This window comes from Rhizobium sp. AC27/96, from assembly GCF_001692325.1.
Classification (GTDB): Bacteria; Pseudomonadota; Alphaproteobacteria; order Rhizobiales; family Rhizobiaceae; genus Rhizobium.
On record NZ_LXKN01000002.1, the window covers coordinates 190,616 to 206,174 of the forward strand.

The 15,559-nt window shown below is 59.5% G+C and carries 18 protein-coding genes; 5 read left to right on the forward strand and 13 right to left on the reverse strand.

The window, feature by feature from the left end:
* Positions 1-10 precede the first annotated feature (10 nt).
* Positions 11-1,117 (forward strand): glycosyltransferase family 1 protein, encoded by a 1,107-nt coding sequence (locus A6U86_RS07660; RefSeq protein WP_068388513.1) that lies wholly within the window; start codon positions 11-13, stop codon positions 1,115-1,117.
* Between the two features lie 218 nt (positions 1,118-1,335).
* Entirely contained in the window at positions 1,336-1,776 is a 441-nt protein-coding gene (locus A6U86_RS07665) for a MarR family winged helix-turn-helix transcriptional regulator (RefSeq protein ID WP_068388516.1), read from the forward strand.
* 40 nt (positions 1,777-1,816) lie between these two features.
* Here the strand turns inward: A6U86_RS07665 and der are convergent, their stop codons facing one another.
* The 3 genes from der to A6U86_RS07680 all read right to left on the reverse strand — a co-directional run bounded on the left by der (position 1,817) and on the right by A6U86_RS07680 (position 4,653).
* Positions 1,817-3,271, reverse strand: coding sequence for a ribosome biogenesis GTPase Der (gene der / locus A6U86_RS07670; protein ID WP_068388519.1), 1,455 nt, complete (start codon positions 3,269-3,271; stop codon positions 1,817-1,819).
* Positions 3,272-3,286: 15 nt separating this feature from the next.
* Positions 3,287-3,970 (reverse strand): tetratricopeptide repeat protein, encoded by a 684-nt coding sequence (locus A6U86_RS07675; protein ID WP_068388522.1) that lies wholly within the window; start codon positions 3,968-3,970, stop codon positions 3,287-3,289.
* Positions 3,971-4,071: 101 nt separating this feature from the next.
* A complete protein-coding gene (locus A6U86_RS07680; protein WP_068388525.1) occupies positions 4,072-4,653 on the reverse strand; it encodes an NnrU family protein in 582 nt (193 codons plus the stop codon).
* 177 nt (positions 4,654-4,830) lie between these two features.
* On the opposite strand from A6U86_RS07680, the gene A6U86_RS07685 reads away from it, so the two are divergent.
* Positions 4,831-5,811 carry a polysaccharide deacetylase gene (locus tag A6U86_RS07685; protein ID WP_068388677.1) on the forward strand — a complete coding sequence of 327 codons (981 nt, stop codon included), beginning with the start codon at positions 4,831-4,833 and terminating at the stop codon, positions 5,809-5,811.
* Positions 5,812-5,983: 172 nt separating this feature from the next.
* Here the strand turns inward: A6U86_RS07685 and sbmA are convergent, their stop codons facing one another.
* Positions 5,984-7,249 (reverse strand): peptide antibiotic transporter SbmA, encoded by a 1,266-nt coding sequence (sbmA, locus tag A6U86_RS07690; RefSeq protein WP_068388528.1) that lies wholly within the window; start codon positions 7,247-7,249, stop codon positions 5,984-5,986.
* Between sbmA and A6U86_RS35570 the strand changes: the two genes are divergently transcribed.
* Both A6U86_RS35570 and A6U86_RS07695 read left to right on the forward strand, forming a co-directional pair.
* Entirely contained in the window at positions 7,185-7,358 is a 174-nt protein-coding gene (locus A6U86_RS35570; RefSeq protein WP_198929032.1) for a hypothetical protein, read from the forward strand. The genes sbmA and A6U86_RS35570 overlap by 65 nt on opposite strands.
* Before the next feature lie 315 nt (positions 7,359-7,673).
* A complete protein-coding gene (locus tag A6U86_RS07695) occupies positions 7,674-8,258 on the forward strand; it encodes a PadR family transcriptional regulator (RefSeq protein ID WP_068388531.1) in 585 nt (194 codons plus the stop codon).
* Positions 8,259-8,267: 9 nt separating this feature from the next.
* Here the strand turns inward: A6U86_RS07695 and map are convergent, their stop codons facing one another.
* From map to A6U86_RS07740, 9 genes are all read right to left on the reverse strand, one after another.
* Positions 8,268-9,020 carry a type I methionyl aminopeptidase gene (gene map / locus A6U86_RS07700; RefSeq protein WP_068388534.1) on the reverse strand — a complete coding sequence of 251 codons (753 nt, stop codon included), beginning with the start codon at positions 9,018-9,020 and terminating at the stop codon, positions 8,268-8,270.
* Between the two features lie 128 nt (positions 9,021-9,148).
* Positions 9,149-9,661, reverse strand: coding sequence for a GNAT family N-acetyltransferase (locus A6U86_RS07705; protein WP_068388679.1), 513 nt, complete (start codon positions 9,659-9,661; stop codon positions 9,149-9,151).
* A 53-nt stretch (positions 9,662-9,714) separates the two neighbouring features.
* Complete coding sequence (locus A6U86_RS07710) at positions 9,715-10,143, reverse strand: DoxX family protein (RefSeq protein WP_068388539.1); 429 nt, start codon at positions 10,141-10,143, stop codon at positions 9,715-9,717.
* Positions 10,144-10,173: 30 nt separating this feature from the next.
* Positions 10,174-10,644: an SRPBCC family protein gene (locus tag A6U86_RS07715; protein WP_068388542.1), complete on the reverse strand. Its 471-nt coding sequence runs from the start codon at positions 10,642-10,644 to the stop codon at positions 10,174-10,176.
* A gap of 99 nt (positions 10,645-10,743) precedes the next feature.
* Positions 10,744-12,000 (reverse strand): RNA polymerase sigma factor, encoded by a 1,257-nt coding sequence (locus A6U86_RS07720; protein ID WP_068388545.1) that lies wholly within the window; start codon positions 11,998-12,000, stop codon positions 10,744-10,746.
* On the reverse strand, positions 11,997-12,371 hold the full coding sequence (locus A6U86_RS07725; protein ID WP_068388548.1) for a YciI family protein: 375 nt from the start codon (positions 12,369-12,371) through the stop codon (positions 11,997-11,999). The genes A6U86_RS07720 and A6U86_RS07725 overlap by 4 nt, the downstream gene beginning before the upstream one ends.
* A 65-nt stretch (positions 12,372-12,436) precedes the next feature.
* Positions 12,437-13,486 (reverse strand): serine hydrolase, encoded by a 1,050-nt coding sequence (locus A6U86_RS07730; RefSeq protein WP_068388551.1) that lies wholly within the window; start codon positions 13,484-13,486, stop codon positions 12,437-12,439.
* A gap of 135 nt (positions 13,487-13,621) precedes the next feature.
* Positions 13,622-14,569 carry an LD-carboxypeptidase gene (locus tag A6U86_RS07735; RefSeq protein WP_068388553.1) on the reverse strand — a complete coding sequence of 316 codons (948 nt, stop codon included), beginning with the start codon at positions 14,567-14,569 and terminating at the stop codon, positions 13,622-13,624.
* Positions 14,570-14,628: 59 nt separating this feature from the next.
* Complete coding sequence (locus A6U86_RS07740; protein ID WP_068388556.1) at positions 14,629-15,438, reverse strand: membrane-anchored protein; 810 nt, start codon at positions 15,436-15,438, stop codon at positions 14,629-14,631.
* Positions 15,439-15,559 lie beyond the last annotated feature (121 nt).

The window sequence follows — 15,559 nt, forward strand, 5'->3', positions numbered from 1 at the left end:
AGTTTTGGGCATGTTGCAACGCTTGTCAGACATCGATCACGATACATGGGCCCAGGCAGCAACGCCTGTCGCCGTGCCGGAACGACTGCTCATCGTCAGCGATGCTTGGCATCCGCAGGTGAACGGCGTGGTCCGTTCGATCGAGAACACCAATCGCGAACTGGTCCGCATGGGCGTCGAAGTGTCGATGATCACGCCGGACGGTTTCCGCAACATCCCCTGCCCGACCTATCCCGAGATCCGGCTTTCGATCGCCAGCTATCGCAAGATAGCCAGCAGGATCGAAGCACTCAGGCCGACCTATGTTCACATCGCCACCGAAGGCCCCCTCGGCCTCACGGCACGGCGATGGTGCCTGCGAAACGGCATGCCCTTTTCAACGAGCTACCACACGCGGTTTCCGGAATATGTTTCGGCGCGCCTGCCGATACCGCAGAGCTGGCTCTACGCCTTCGTCAAATGGTTTCACAATGCCGGTTATGGCTGCATGGTGGCAACGCCAAGCCTCGCCGCCGAACTCAAGCAGCGGGGCATTCACAATCTGTTGCCCTGGAGCCGTGGCATCGATTCGACTCTTTTCCGGCCGCAGCCGCTGGAGGATAATCCCTTCGGCCTGCCGCGCCCGATCTTCATGACCGTCGGCCGCGTCGCTCTCGAAAAGAACCTGCCGGCTTTCCTCGATCTCGACCTGCCGGGATCGAAAGTCGTCGTCGGTGACGGTCCTGCGCGCGCGGAACTGCAAAAGCTCTATCCGAACGTGCATTTTCCGGGTGCAATGTTTGGCGAAGAATTGGCGCACGCCTATTCCCAGGCCGACGTCTTCGTCTTCCCGTCGAAGACCGATACTTTCGGCAACGCCATCCTGGAAGCGCTGGCAAGCGGCGTTCCAGTCGCCGCCTATCCCGTCACCGGCCCGGCCGACATTCTCGCCAGCAATGAACCGGCGGGTATCGTGGATGCAGATCTGGCGAAGGCCTGCCTTGCCGCCCTTTCTTGCTCCCGCGATGCGGCCCGCACAGTTGCCCTCAACTACTCCTGGGAAGCCGCCACCACCCAGTTCATCGGCAACGTCCGCATTGCCAATCATCGTGGCCGGATGCTAACGCACAACCATTGAGTTCACGGCATGACCGGGCTCGAGGTTGAATTCCCGATACATATCTCCAGATAACTGATTGCAAGGCGTGCATGCATGACAGGCGCTTTCATCACGTCTGAGCCCGTCCCTGTGAGGCGTTTTCCGAAAAACACAACAAAACCGTGACAGCCATATACGTTTTGGTGTACGATTGTTTATCGCACGATTTAGATGCTATTCCCTAGGGAGTATTGGAAATGGCGCACGACCCGTTGAAACTGGACACCTTCATCTGCTTCGCCCTCTATTCGGCGAACCACGCGATGAATCGGCTGTACAAACCCATGCTCGACGCGCTGAACCTCACCTATCCGCAATATCTCGTCATGGTGACGCTGTGGGAGCAGGATGGCCAGACCGTCGGCGGCATCGGTGAAAAGCTGTTTCTGGAATCGAGCACGCTGACGCCTCTGTTGAAGCGCCTCGAGGCGGCCGGCTACATCCAGCGTATCCGCAGCAAGGAAGACGAGCGCCAGGTACTGATCCACCTGACCGCCGAAGGCGTTGCACTGAAGAAAAAGGCGGCGGAAATCCCGCCCTGCATTCTCGACGCCTCGGACAAGACGATAGACGAATTGACGCGCCTGAAGGCCGAGATCATCACATTGCGCGAGGCGCTCAGCAAGAACGCAGCCTGACCGGATATATGCTCTGCGACTACCCCGGCGAGTGAAGCGGTTAGGACCGCTTCCTCTTGCTTTCGTAGGGATTGCTCTTCTTGTTTTCGAAGGGATTTTCCGACGTACGGAAATGGATGCGGATCGGCACGCCGGGCATGGCGAAATCCGCACGCAAACCATTGATCAGGTAGCGTACATAGGATTCCGGCAGCGCATCGGAGCGCGTGCAGGAAATCATGAAGGCCGGTGGGCGGGCCTTCACCTGCGTCATGTACTTCAGCTTGATACGGCGCCCGGAAACCGCGGGTGGCGGATGCTGAACCTGCTGCGTTTCCAGCCAGCGATTGAGCTTGGCTGTGGCAATACGCTTGTTCCAGACCTTGTCGGTATCGACGATCGCCTGCATCAGCCGATCCAACCCCTCGCCGGTCTGGCCGGCAATCGGGATGGCGCGGATGCCGCGGGCCTGCGGCAACAGCCGGTCGGTCTTTTCACGCAGATCGGCAAGCACGACCTGACGATCCTCGATCATGTCCCACTTGTTGAAGGCGAGAACTGCGGCGCGGCCCTCACGAAGCACGAGATCGACGATCTGAAGATCCTGCTTCTCGAAGGGGATGGTCGCGTCGAAGACGATGACGACGATCTCGGCGAAGCGGATGGCGCGCAGCGCATCGGCGACGGAAAGCTTTTCCAGCTTCTCTGTCACGCGAGCCTTGCGACGCATGCCGGCCGTGTCGAACATCTTTATGGTACGCCCGCGCCAGCTCCAGTCGACTGAGATGGAATCGCGGGTAATGCCGGCTTCCGGGCCGGTCAGCAGCCGGTCCTCGCCGAGGAAACGATTGATCAGCGTCGATTTGCCAGCATTCGGGCGGCCGACGATCGCGACGCGCAGCGGCTTCGTCTCGTCATAGGCAGGCTCTTCGTCGATCTCCTCGCCTTCATCGTCGGCGGCAGAGCGGGGAATGCTGACATTCGTTTCCGCTTCGTCATCCGTCTCCGGAAAGGCGCGTTCATGGCCGATCGCCTCGACGATCGCGTCGCGCAGATCCATCATGCCCTGACCATGCTCGGCCGAAATCGGGCAAGGCTCGCCAAGGCCAAGCGTATAGGCATCATAGAAGCCGCTGTCGGAACCGCGCGCTTCGGATTTGTTGGCAACCAGCACAACAGGCCGGCCGCGCTTGCGCAGCATTTCGCCCAGCGTCTTGTCGACATGGGTCAGGCCCATCTTGGCGTCGACGACGAACAGCGTCAGATCCGCTTCGTCGATCGCCGCTTCGGTCTGGGCACGCATGCGACCTTCGAGCGTTTCCTCATCAGCCTCTTCGAGACCGGCCGTATCGACGATACGGAAACGCAGATCGATCAGCTTGGCGTCGCCGGGGCGACGGTCACGCGTGACGCCCGGCGTATCATCGACGAGCGCCAGCTTCTTGCCAACGAGACGGTTGAACAAGGTGGACTTGCCGACATTCGGGCGACCAACGATCGCGACCGTGAAACTCATTTAAGGATCCGTCCTTCAGCCCTTTGCGACCGGAGCCTTGCCGGTAGCCGTGATAAGATCGAGCAGCATCTGCGCCCGATTGGCGACGTTGCGTGGGCTCTGCGGATCGTCGACGATCGCCTGGAACCACTGCCGCGCCTTGGCGAAATCGCCGGCCTTGTAAGCGGCAAGACCGAGAACGTCGCGCGCGGAATGCCGGAAGGTGTCTGCCGGTACCGCCAATTCCTGCGCTTCGGCCGCAACCTGATCATAAGTACCGGTGTCGACGAGCAGATAGGCTGCACGCAGGCGTGCAGCATCGCGGACAACCAGAGGAATATCCGTCTGCTTGCCGATAGCCGAGAAAGCGGCAATCGCAGCGGCCTTGTCGCCCTTCTGCGCTTGCAACGTGGCGGCACGCAAGCGCGCGAGCAACGGATAGGAGCCAGGGCCGTCCTTTTCCATGGCTGACAGCGCGGCAAGCGCCTCGTCCGTCTTGTTCTGGTCGGCCAATGTGAGGGCGGCCAGAAACTGGTCGCCACCGCTGCCGGCCTGATTGCCCGCCCAATAACGATAGCCGCTATAGGCCGCAGTCGCGAGAACGATAAGCACGGCTCCCCCAATGATGAGCTTGCCAAAACGGCGCCATACGAACCGCAACTGGTCCGAACGCAGTTCCTCGTTCACCTCGCGGATGAAGCTGTCGTCATTGAATGCCATTCTCGTCTCCGGCTCAGGCCAAGTTATTCCAAAGAGCTTAGGGGTTAGTGGGGCCTTCTACTCCATTTTACGGCTGATGTAAGGGGGAATGGCAGAAATCGTCACATAACCAGCGGTGAAACCCCGATAATCCACGCATGAAGCTTCCAAATGATGAGCGCCCAGGCAACGACACCGATGATGATCGCATAGAGATCGTACTTCGCCGAGACGAAGGGACGCAGCGTGATCTCGCCGGCGCGCTCGCGCCGCTTCAGTGAAATGCGCAGGATGACACCCCAGGCGAGGAAGGCGGCAAAGAGCAGGATTGCCGCGCCGTCACCATTGGACAGCAGATGCGCCAGCGCCCAGATCTTCACCGAAAGCACCATCGGATGCTTCGTCCTGACTGCGATATGCCCCGCCGGCAGCAGCGAGGCGACAAGACAGATCATCGCAAACAGCATCAGGAGGATGGTGATATGGCTCATCCAGAACGGCGGCGACCAGATGGGCGTCATGTCGCGGGCCTGACCGAACCCGTAGATCAGGAGGATCAACGTCAGGATGCTCACGATCGAGTAGGCAGCCTTCCAGCCGGATGCGCCGAGGCTGGAGATTAGGGAGGCCCGCAGACCCGGAGCGACGACGCGAATGAGGTGGAGGCCGAGAAAAAGAACAATGCCGAGAACGAGCAAAGCCATGAATGAAACCCCTTCTATTTTGTGAGCATATCCTTATCGGCTGCCGCAAAAAATTGCCAGCATCACCGCAGCTTCGCCGCATTTGCGCGAAAGGAAGGAAGCTACCCCGGAGCATGCCGCCTGAAATCGCCAGATGATCTTTGGCAAGCCATGCTCGATCCAGCAATGTCGGTGCCCATGTTACGCTCAATTTCCTGCCTCTCCCTTGCGCTTTCCCTTGCCCTGCCCGCCGCAGCCCAGGCCGATGGAAAACCCAAGCAGCTCGTGATGATTTCCTTCGACGGTGCGCATGATGTTGCGCTCTGGACCAAGAGCCGCGAGATCGCTTCGCGCAATGGCGCGCATTTCACCTATTTTCTCTCCTGCACCTTCCTGATGAACAAGGCGCAAGCCAAGGCCTATCAGGGGCCGAAGCAACGCGTCGGCAAGTCCAATGTCGGCTTTGCCAAGAGCGAGGACGATGTGCGCATCCGCATCGCCAACATCTGGGGCGCGCATCTGGAAGGCCATGATATTTCCAGCCATGCGTGCGGCCACTTCGATGGCAAGGGCTGGAGTGCTGCCGACTGGAAACAGGAATTCATGAACGCCCGTGTCGCGCTTCGCGATGCCTGGAAGAATGTCGGCGTCGCCGACAAGGAGCCGCAGGGTTGGGAAGACTTCGCCACTAACGACGTTAGAGGATTTCGCACACCCTATCTCTCCACCAGCGATGGCCTGGTGCCAGCGGAGAAGGAGATGGGCTTTCAGTATGACGCAAGCCTGGTGACCAAAGGCCCTGCCCTGCCGCAGGTGGTCAACGGCATCTATCGCTTTGGTCTGCCGCTGATCCCGGAAGGGCCGGAACATCGGCTGGTGATCGGCATGGACTACAATCTCTATGTCCGCCATTCCAAGGGCGTCGAGGACAAGGCCAATGCCAAGACCTATGAAGACCGCACCTTCGATGCCTTCGAAGCAGCCTTCAACAAGCAATATGACGGCGAGCGCATTCCTCTGCAGCTCGGGTTCCATTTCGTCGAGATGAATGACGGCGCCTATTGGCGCGCCCTCGACCGCTTCGTCAGCGATGTCTGCCACAAGCAGGATGTCGCCTGCGTCAGCTATTCCGAAGCCATTCCGCTGATTGCCGCAAGAGGCAAGCCGCAGCAGGGATGAGGAGTGGTCTTCGGAGCGAAGAGCAATCAACCCGGTGGGTCGATTTCCCCAGCGTCCGCAGCTCTCTCCTCCCCGGCGGGGCGAAGGAGATCAAGGGACTGCCGTCTTTCAAGGCGTATAGCCCCGTGACCCACTCATGAAAAAAAGGCCCCGTTTCCAGGGCCTCATCCCATTAGCCGTCGACGTGGGTGACGGATTGATCGCGTTCCAGATAGTGCTGATCGATCTTCGGTAGCGGCTCGTCGTAAATGGCGGCCTCGAACGCCTTTAGGCGTTTATGAATAGACATGAGCTCGATGATCGTCGTCCAGGAACTGACAAGAAACTGGAAGGAATTGCTGACCTGTCCGAAAGCGGTCAATATCTGCTGCCAAATACCAAGCGTAATCTTGTGAGCAACGATAGTCGGGATCAGCATGAAATTGAGGAAGATCGCGTCGAGCTGACCGTAGGTAAAGCGCGCAATGTTGAAATAGGCGTAGTGGAAGTACATCCTGAAATAATTGCGCCGAACATTGGAGAAGAGTTCCTGCACCGTGGGTGGCAGCGCGCGATCATCACGATCCTCTCCGTAGACAAGCTCCTTTCGATAGGCTGCCTCAACGCGCTGGTTGCGGAAATTCAGTCCCGGCAATTTAATTCCGAAGACCGCCAGCAGGAAAGTGCCGAATACCGACCAGAGCAGCGCCAGCCAAACGAGCGAGTACGGAATTGTGCCGATAATCGGCAGATCAGTGACATATTTCGACAGTTCGAGAAGGATTGGCAGGAAGACGATGAGCGTCATAATCGAGCCGATCAGACTGACGCCCAGTCCTTCGAGACTGGACGCAAAGCGCATCGTGTCATCCTGGACGCGCTGGGATGCACCCTCGATGTGGCGGAGTTTCTCCCAATGCGACATGTAGAAATCGTTCATCGCCCAGCGCCAGCGGAAGAGATAGTGGCTGAGGAAAAACGATGAAACAACGCTCACGGCTACGCCCACCATCCCGAGCTGCGTGAACGCCCATATAAGCGTGTAGAAATCTCCGTTTGTGATACCAGGCTTTCCGGCGAGCGCATTTTGCAGGAGATCAAAGAAGGGACGGCGCCAAACATTGATGGCAACGTCGATCTGAACACCGAAATAGGTGATGAAGACGATAAGTGCCGAACCCCAGACAGACCATGCCGCCCACCGGTTATCTCTCGAAACCGTGTGCCAGAAGCCGCAAAAGATGGCGCCACAGAGAATAAAATAGAGATAAAACAGGAAATTGGTGGGAGCTGCAAAAAACGCAGCGCCAACCGGTTGTTGCTCCTCCGACAAAGGCGGGAAGCCCATCGACGCGACAACGTGGATGCCCACAAAGTACCATAAGAAGACGCATATGAGCGCCCAGACAACTGCTGACGAAAAAAACAATCGCGGATTTGGAAAGAAGGAGTTGAACACGACGGTTAGGCTTCCTGTTGGTTCGGACGACCACGAATGGCGTCAATTTGCGGCAAGCCTAGGACAGTTCGCCAGGAGCGGCAACCGGCAGCGCCGCATTCTTACATAGATGTAATCGCTTATCCCATGATCGTGATGCGATAGTTCAGCTGGGAATTTCCACTCGTCCAGGCATTTCCCCACCCTTCCCTTCGCGCAGCCATCCGCTCAATCAAAAAAAACATCGCCGCATCTTGTAAGCAAATATCTTACGATATATATCGTACGACATGACTAACGATACAAACTCTCACACTTCACAAGGAGAAACGATATGAGAGGTTTTAGAGACCGTATGTGCGGCGATGGCTTTGACATGGTCGAGGCATATATCCTACGACATGGTCGAGGCCGTGAATCACACGGCGACCACAGGAGAGACTTCATGAGAGGCTTCAAGGGCGGCATGTTCGGCGGCGGATTTCGCACCGGGCGGAAGTTCGACGCAGCCGATCTGCAGCTCATCATTCTTGCCCTGCTGTCAGAGCAGCCGCGCCATGGCTATGAGCTGATCAAAACCTTCGAGGAGCGCTCCGGCGGCTTCTACGTGCCGAGCCCGGGCGTCATCTACCCCGCCCTCACCTATCTCGAAGAAACCGGCCAGGCCGAAGTCGAGGCAAGCGGCACGAAGAAGCTCTACCGCATCACCGAAAGCGGCCAGAAGCGCGTCGACGATAACAGCGACCTGGTGGAAGCGACCTTCACCAAGCTTGCCGCCATCGGCGAGAAGATGGCCCGCGTCCGCGAGGTTTTCGACGGTCAGGACGAGGACGGCCGCGACAGCCCGTTCGATCGGCATGGCGCCGGCGACGTCCATCGTGCCCGCCACCTGCTGCGCTCCGCACTGCGGTCGAAATTTCCGTGGGATAAGGCCGAGGGTGCCCGCATCGCGGCAATCCTCGAGCGGGCAGCCGCCGATATCATCCGCGGCGAAACGAAGACCTCGGAAGAGCCGAAAGCCAACGACTGAGCCGCAATGTCACTTGTCCGGCAAGGTCAGGATGACTGGCCCGTTGCGGGTGGTGACGATCGTATGCTCGAACTGAACCGTCGGCGCCTGCGGATCGGCATAAAGCGTCCAGGCATCGTCGCCGCCCTCCGCCCAGGTACCGCCGAGCGATAAAAACGGCTCGACGGTGAAAACCAGACCATCCTCCATGATCCGCGTCTCATCAGGGTCCGCCCAGGTAGAAACCTCGGCGGGCTCTTCGTGCAGCGAACGGCCGATGCCATGGCTGGCGAGATTGGCGATCAAAGTATAGCGGTTTTTTTGGGCAAAAGCGCCGACGGCATGGCCGATCCTGGAGAGCGGCGCGCCGCTGCGCACCTGATTGAGGCCGACCCAGAGCGCCCGCTTGCCATCCCGGCAAAGACGCTCGATCTTCGGCTTGACGGGCGGCACCGCAAAAGACGCGCCGGTATCGGAAAAGAACCCGTCCTTCTCGGCCGAGACATCGAGATTGACCAGATCGCCGGCCTTGATCACCCGAGGACCGGGAATGCCGTGGGCAACTTCCTCGTTGACGCTGATGCAGGTCGCGCCGGGAAACTTGTAGACGAGCTCCGGCGCGGACTGCGCGCCGGCATCCTCCAGCACCTTGCGGCCGATGGCATCGAGCTCCAGCGTGGTAATACCAGGCTCCAATGCGGCGGCCATGGTATGCAGTGCATTGGCGCAGATGCGGCCGATCTCTTTCAGCTTGGTCAGTTCGTCGTCGTTCGAGATGATCATTTGCGGCTTCCGGCAGTCTCGCGCTCTCGTCATTGCCTTGAGAGGTTAAAATCTGGCTTTCGCCTCTTCACTCGGTTCAGTCAATGCCTTTCTGGCGGTCGGCGCGACTTTCGCCTTCGTAAGATGGATCAAAGGCGTGGATCGTCGACAAGCAGCGCCCATCTTTCATGGTCGCACCAGACCCCGCCGATCTTCAGATATTTGGGCGAAAATCCTTCCTTGCGAAAGCCGAGCCGCTTCACGAGCGCGATGGAAGGAAGATTTCCCGGCTGGATATTCGCTTCTAGCCGATGCAGGCCAACGGCATCGAAAGCATGCGCCACAGCCAGCCGCAATGCCTCGGTCATGAAGCCCTGCCCGGCAAAGCCAGCCATGCCATGATAGCCGAGAAAGGCGCTGCGGAACCCGCCCCAGACGATCTGGCTGATGTTGATGACACCAACGATACCGCCCGAGCCGGCATCCCGAGCGACGAGCCCGATATTCGGCCCCGTAATTGTCTGGCCGAACCATCCGTCGAAGCCGTCGCGATCCAGGAAGGGATAGGCCCACGGGGCATGATGGGCGCGGCTGGCGATATTGGCGGCGATCAGTTCGTCCGCATCCGACTGCCTGACTGGTGCGATAATCACTTGCGGCATGGCTCGCTCCACCCTTGTTCGAGGGAGCGAGCCTTAGCAAATCGAATCCGAAATCAAAAGCTTCGCTGGAAGAACGGAATCATTTTCCGAACCGCTTCATATCGAAGATAAAGGCCGCCCCAGGCCATCAAGCCGAGATAGACACCGAACAGCACATGCGAGAAAAGCGGGCTGCCGATCCGCAAATGCGTCGCGATAGCCCCGCCGAGAAGGCCAGTGAGCAGGATTGCGCCCAGGACCGAAGTCCTCGGAATGGCATAGAGGATCGCGCAGCCAAGCGTGATCACGCCAAGCAGTCGCGCAAGCGCCGGATCGGCTGAGTAGCCAAGCCCCGCCATCGTCTCCGTGACAACCGCAAGCGGAATGAGCTTGATCACCCCATCGAAGACGAGGAAGGCGATGAGCACCCCGCTAAGGATCATGCCGACAACGCGTTGAGTGCGCGTGACTGACGGTACAGATGAATCGACCAAATAAGACATTTCACTATCCCCCGGAATTGAATCAGAAATTCAAATCTTTGCCGCCAGCGCGGCAAGCTGGTCGGCGCACTGGGCCCATCCCTCATGGAAGCCCATCTTCTCGTGCGCTTCGCGGTCCTCGGCCGTCCAATGCAGGACCGTTGCGGTGTAACGCGTCTTGCCGTGACCGAGATCGTCAAGCTGAATGGTCACGACCATGAAGGGCTTCGCTGAAGGTACCCAGGCGCTGGAAAAGGCATCGGTGAAGACGATCCGTTCGTTGGGGATGATTTCCAGATAGACGCCGTTGCCCGGATAATCCTCGCCTTCGGGGCTGCGCATGGTGATCGAGCTTGAGCCGCCGGCGCGAACATCTATGCTGGCGGCAGATATTGTCCATGGCAGCGGCGCGAACCACTGCTTCAACAGCTCCGTTTCCGTCCAGCAACGAAAAATCTTCGCGCGCGGCGCATCGATGATGCGGGTCAGCGAAAGCTCGTGGCGTTGGCTCTGTTCAGTCATATCCTGGTCCTCTCTCTGGTTTGACGCGGCCCGTTCGGCCTATGCCCCAAGGACGTGGGAGGAGATGCCTTCCCGACATCCGGAAAACAAAATTTTTGATTATTTTACAGCCGCAATGGCATCCGCATTCAGGCAATCGAGCTGATGCCGGATATGAGCCGCTTCCGCCGGTGAGCGGGCAAGCGCGATGGCCTTGTCGAAGGCAACGCGCGCCTCCTGCGGACGGGCGAGCTGCACCAGCAGGCCGCCTCTCAGCCCATGAAAGTAGAAATAGCTGTCGAGTTGTGCTTCGAGGGGCCCGATCAGTGCCAGCGCCTCCTCCGGCCCCTTCAGCTTGGAAACCGCGACCGCGCGGTTGAGCGTGACGACCGGAGACGGCGTCAGTCTTTCCAGCACCTGATAGAGCAGCTCGATCTCCGCCCAGTCGGTGTCTGCGGCGCGCTTGGCCCGCGAATGCAGCGCGGCAATGGCCGCCTGCACCTGATAGGGACCGGGCCGGCGATGGCGGATCGCCTTGTCGAGCAGAGCCAGTGCCTCGTCGATCGATGTCCGGTCCCAAAGCGTGCGGTCCTGTTCTTCCAGCAGAATGATCTGCCCATCCGCATCGAAGCGCGCCGCCTTGCGCGATTGCTGCAGCAGCATCAGCGCCAGCAGCGCCATGGTTTCCGGCTCGCCGGGGAAGATGCGAAGCAGCAGCCGGCCGAGCCGGATAGCCTCATCTGAAAAGGCGGCCGCCTCGCGATGCGTCCCTCCGACGGAATAGCCTTCATTGTAGATCAGGTAGATCATGGCGCTGACGAGCGCCAGCCGCTCGCTCCGCTCCACGGCTCCCGGTGTTTCGAACGCCACGCCGGCGGCGGCCACACGCGCCTTGGCGCGGGTGATCCGCTGCTCCATCGCACTGTCGCTCACCAAAAACGCGCGGGCGATCTGTTGTACCGAAAGGCCGGACACGATGCGCAGCGCGAGCGCAATCTGTTGGGTCGCGGGCAGATCTGGATGGCAGCAGATGAACAGCAGCCGGAGAATGTCGTCGCGGTAGCCGGAACCATCGAGCCGTTCGGCAAGGTCGCTCTCGGCATCGCCCGTATCGGAAATCGCCTCCTCGTCCGGCAGGCTCTGCATCCTCGCCTGCTTGCGCGTCGCATCGATACCGCTGTTGCGGCCGACGAAAATCAGCCACGCAATCGGGTCGCGTGGCGGCCCCTTGTCGGGCCAGGTCTTCAAGGCCCTGAGGCAGGCCTCCTGAAAGGCCTCCTCGGCGATGTCGAGATTGCGGAAATAGCGCAGCAGAGCGCCCAGCACCTGCGGCCGGGCATTGGTCAGCGCGATGTCGATCCAGGCAATATCCGTCATGTGGCAACCGCCCCCGGCCTGAACACGTAAAGTGGCCGAATCTCGTAGGAGCCGGCGCCGGGATTGGCCACGGCTAGCTCTTTGGAAAAATCAATCGCTTCGTCGAGCGATTCGAAGTCGACAACGTAGAAGCCCAGCAGTTGCTCTTTCGTCTCGGCGAAGGGTCCATCGATGATGATCGGTTCGTTCTTGCCCTTGCGCAGCGTCGTTGCTGCAGTCGTCGGCATCAAACGTGCCACGGGGCCAAGCTTGCCGGCCTCGGCGAGCGGCGTCTGCACCGCGATAAGCCGCGCCATCGTCGCATCCTCCTGCTCCTTGGACCAGGCAAACACGGTATCTTCGTCGTTGTAGCATAGGATTGCGTAGAGCATGAGGACCTCCTTCTCTCTCTAAAGACGAAGGAATAGCATCAGCTCCGACAGACCGCGTCAAAAAATTATGGCTGGGAGTGCTCGGCTTGGCGGAGGAGGTCGATCAAATTGGCGACCTCATGCAGCCGGGGAGACTTCAGCGGCAAATCGCGATCGGTGCGCTCGACAATGATCAGGTCGTCCTGCGGGATGACAAAGGCATATTGCCCACCCGCGCCCCAGGCGAAATAAGCGCCCGTCGGAAGGCGAAATGCATTTGCGCTCGCATCGGTGCCTGACGACGGCCGGTCGGCGGTCCACCAGAGATACCCATATCCGAATCCATGATCGGCGTCCGAATAGGGCGTGGTGCTTGACCGTACCCATTGCTGGGGCACGATCTCCTGCCCGTTCCAGCGCCCGCCATCGAGAAAGAGGAGAGCGAAGCGGGCAAGATCCCGCGTGCTCATCCGGAACGTATACGCGGGATGGATCGATGCGCGCCCGCGGACCTTGTGCTGCACATGCGGATCGTAATCCTGCATCCCGATTTTCCGGGCGATCTCATCCTCGAATGCATCGTAGATGGAGGCGCCGGTCGCCTTCTCGTAGATCGTGCCGAGGGCGTTGAAATCCCAGTTGTTGTAGTACCAGAACATCCCCGGCGCATGGCTGAAGCGCTGTGGCCGCCGCGCGGCCATCGCCTCGGTCTCATAGAGCGCCGGATGATAAATGCCCGATCGCGCCTCGAGAAGCATCCGGACCGTCGCCTGCTTCTCCTGATCGGACAGCGACGGCGGCTTGTCGTCTATACCCAATTGCTGAAGCGTGCTGCCAGGATCGATCTGATGACGCCCGACTGCGATCCCGATCAGGGAGTTAAGCAGGCTTTTGCGAATGGAGGCCAACTCCATCGGCTTGCTCGTATCGCCCCATTCGGCAACGACAGCACCATGCTGGACCACCACGACGGCGCTGACATCGTGCCCGTCGGCAAAGGCCTTCGCCTCGGCCAATTTCGGCGCCGACCATCCGGATGCCTCAGGAGAAACATGCGCCCATTCGGCCAAAGGCACGGTTTGCGCCAAAGCCGGTGTCGATAGCAGTCCAACCAATAGCAACCAGATGAAACGCATAGCCGATGCCCTGTGTCACACATCGCCATCGAATTTCCGGGCGAATAAGTCTTTTCGGCGGCTGAAGCTCGCCCGGCAAGTTTCTGCGACATCAGGGCGCATGCATTCCCCTTCGCGACGCGCGGAACCGGGGAGCTAGATGCCACCACGCCGGATCGTCAATGTCCCCGTTTCCGCATCCAGTTCCGCAACGGCTCCGATCAAGGCGCTGCCGGGGCTGCGCCCATGCCCCAGCGGCAAGCCGCCAAGGACCGGCACGCCGAGCACATCAAGATGTTCGCGCAGAATATCGATGACCGAAAAGCGGAGATCGAATTCGAAATCGGTAAACTGGCCAATCGCGACGCCTGCCAGGCCGTCGAGATGCCCGGCCTTGCGCAGCATGGTCATTTGCCGGTCCACCTGCCCGCGATAAAGGCTGACCGCTTCCAGCAGCAGGATCGCCCCATGCAAATCCGGCAAGGCCCAGCCTGCCGCTGTCGCTACCATATCGAGGTTGCCGCCGATCAGCCGGCCAGTGGCGGTTCCGCTTGTGGTCAGCGCCGATGTCGGCTCCCCCGGACGGGATTGGATAGTGATATCCTCCGTCGTCATCAAAGCCCGGCGGAGGGCACCGATGGTCTCAGGGTTAACATCTTCCTCCCCGGGGCCAGCGAAAAGGGCGCCATGAATGCCGATCAGGCCACTATGTTTCAGGAGGCTGAGATGCAACGCGGTGATATCGCTGAAACCGATGAGGAACTTCGGATCGCGACGGGCGGCCGCAAAATCCAGCCGGTCGGCGATCCGGTATGATCCCTTGCCGCCGCGCGTGGTGAAGATGGCCCGAACCTCTGGCTCGCGAAGCACGCCATCCAGATCCGCCAACCGCTCTTCATCGGTTCCGGCAAGATAATCGTGCTTGCAAAAGGCATGCTCACCGAAATCGACGCGCAGCCCCCAGCCCTTCAGTATTTCGGCGTGCCGGAGGACCCTATCCTTGTCGGGCGGGCTGGCGGGAGAGACAAAACGGATCTTGTCGCCCGGCCGCAATGGCGGCGGCATCACAATCCGATCGACAGTTTCACGGTTCAGTGATTCCATGCCGCGATCTTGGCATGGAATGATGACAGGCGTCAGCCTCGGATCGGATGGCTAGCGCGTCAGCCAAGCGACGGGTTTAAGACGGTAGCCTCTTTCGAGGGGGATCGCGCGGCTTTGGCATGAGCCTCGGATAGCTGTGCGGCTTTCGTCTTGCCTTCCCATAGTGGCAGACCAACCGACTGCGACACGGCGGGGTCAGTCGTGAAGACCGGATAGCCGCGCTCCATCAACCGCTCGAGTACTTCGCGATCCTTGCGAACATGCAGCCGGGTCAGGTTTTCCTGATTGTAGACATGGCCGCCGGAATCCGGGTTGATGCCGGTGATGATGACCGCGCTGGCACCGTTATAGAGGGCAAAAAGAACGGCATTGATGCCATTCGAGCATTTGTCGTCGGCACCGAGCTCGCTGCATTTCACGCCACCGACACGGTCGAGAAGCGCCATGCGCTTGTAGCGGTCGACGATCTGAAGCCTGTCATAGCCATAATTGAAGGCCTTCAACCCGTCTTCAAGACGTTTGAATTCCTCCCGCCAGAGCAGGACATAAAGCATCCTGGTGCGTTCGCCGTTCAGCACACGGCGCACCTCGACGGCATTGGTGTTCTTGCCCTCGATCTGATTGAACTGCACAAGCGTGACATCGGGGGCCTCTATCCCCCATGCCTTCGTCACCACCTGCGAACCATTGATGGTAATCACCCGGAAGGTCTCGTCGAAATCGGCAGGCTTGTTCGACATCGGCGCCGATCCCACGACGAGGACAGGCCCCTTGAACGGCTCTGCCAGCACGGGCGGCTTTGGTCGCGTCAGGTGATATTTGACCTGCCTGTATATATGCTTCTTCAGTTCGCTAAATTGAGCAGCCATTATCCGCCTTGTCATCTCCCAGGGTCGAGCCGGTGAAACGTGATTCGAAACATTCCGTTCCGAACGTTTGACGAGATAAGTATCGCTGCCTCTCCTCATATAAGCAAAATAAAGAAACTTT

Coding starts and splice junctions, on each gene's coding strand:
- A6U86_RS07725 (WP_068388548.1), bottom strand. CDS start 12,371: ATGCTCTACGCAATCCTATGCTACAACGACGAAGATACCGTGTTTGCC.
- A6U86_RS07720 (WP_068388545.1), bottom strand. CDS start 12,000: ATGACGGATATTGCCTGGATCGACATCGCGCTGACCAATGCCCGGCCG.
- A6U86_RS35570 (WP_198929032.1), top strand. CDS start 7,185: ATGAGCGCCCAGACAACTGCTGACGAAAAAAACAATCGCGGATTTGGA.
- A6U86_RS07730 (WP_068388551.1), bottom strand. CDS start 13,486: ATGCGTTTCATCTGGTTGCTATTGGTTGGACTGCTATCGACACCGGCT.
- A6U86_RS07710 (WP_068388539.1), bottom strand. CDS start 10,143: ATGTCTTATTTGGTCGATTCATCTGTACCGTCAGTCACGCGCACTCAA.
- A6U86_RS07740 (WP_068388556.1), bottom strand. CDS start 15,438: ATGGCTGCTCAATTTAGCGAACTGAAGAAGCATATATACAGGCAGGTC.
- A6U86_RS07735 (WP_068388553.1), bottom strand. CDS start 14,569: ATGGAATCACTGAACCGTGAAACTGTCGATCGGATTGTGATGCCGCCG.
- A6U86_RS07685 (WP_068388677.1), top strand. CDS start 4,831: ATGTTACGCTCAATTTCCTGCCTCTCCCTTGCGCTTTCCCTTGCCCTG.
- A6U86_RS07715 (WP_068388542.1), bottom strand. CDS start 10,644: ATGACTGAACAGAGCCAACGCCACGAGCTTTCGCTGACCCGCATCATC.
- A6U86_RS07705 (WP_068388679.1), bottom strand. CDS start 9,661: ATGCCGCAAGTGATTATCGCACCAGTCAGGCAGTCGGATGCGGACGAA.
- map (WP_068388534.1), bottom strand. CDS start 9,020: ATGATCATCTCGAACGACGACGAACTGACCAAGCTGAAAGAGATCGGC.
- der (WP_068388519.1), bottom strand. CDS start 3,271: ATGAGTTTCACGGTCGCGATCGTTGGTCGCCCGAATGTCGGCAAGTCC.
- A6U86_RS07695 (WP_068388531.1), top strand. CDS start 7,674: ATGAGAGGCTTCAAGGGCGGCATGTTCGGCGGCGGATTTCGCACCGGG.
- A6U86_RS07665 (WP_068388516.1), top strand. CDS start 1,336: ATGGCGCACGACCCGTTGAAACTGGACACCTTCATCTGCTTCGCCCTC.
- A6U86_RS07675 (WP_068388522.1), bottom strand. CDS start 3,970: ATGGCATTCAATGACGACAGCTTCATCCGCGAGGTGAACGAGGAACTG.
- A6U86_RS07680 (WP_068388525.1), bottom strand. CDS start 4,653: ATGGCTTTGCTCGTTCTCGGCATTGTTCTTTTTCTCGGCCTCCACCTC.
- A6U86_RS07660 (WP_068388513.1), top strand. CDS start 11: ATGTTGCAACGCTTGTCAGACATCGATCACGATACATGGGCCCAGGCA.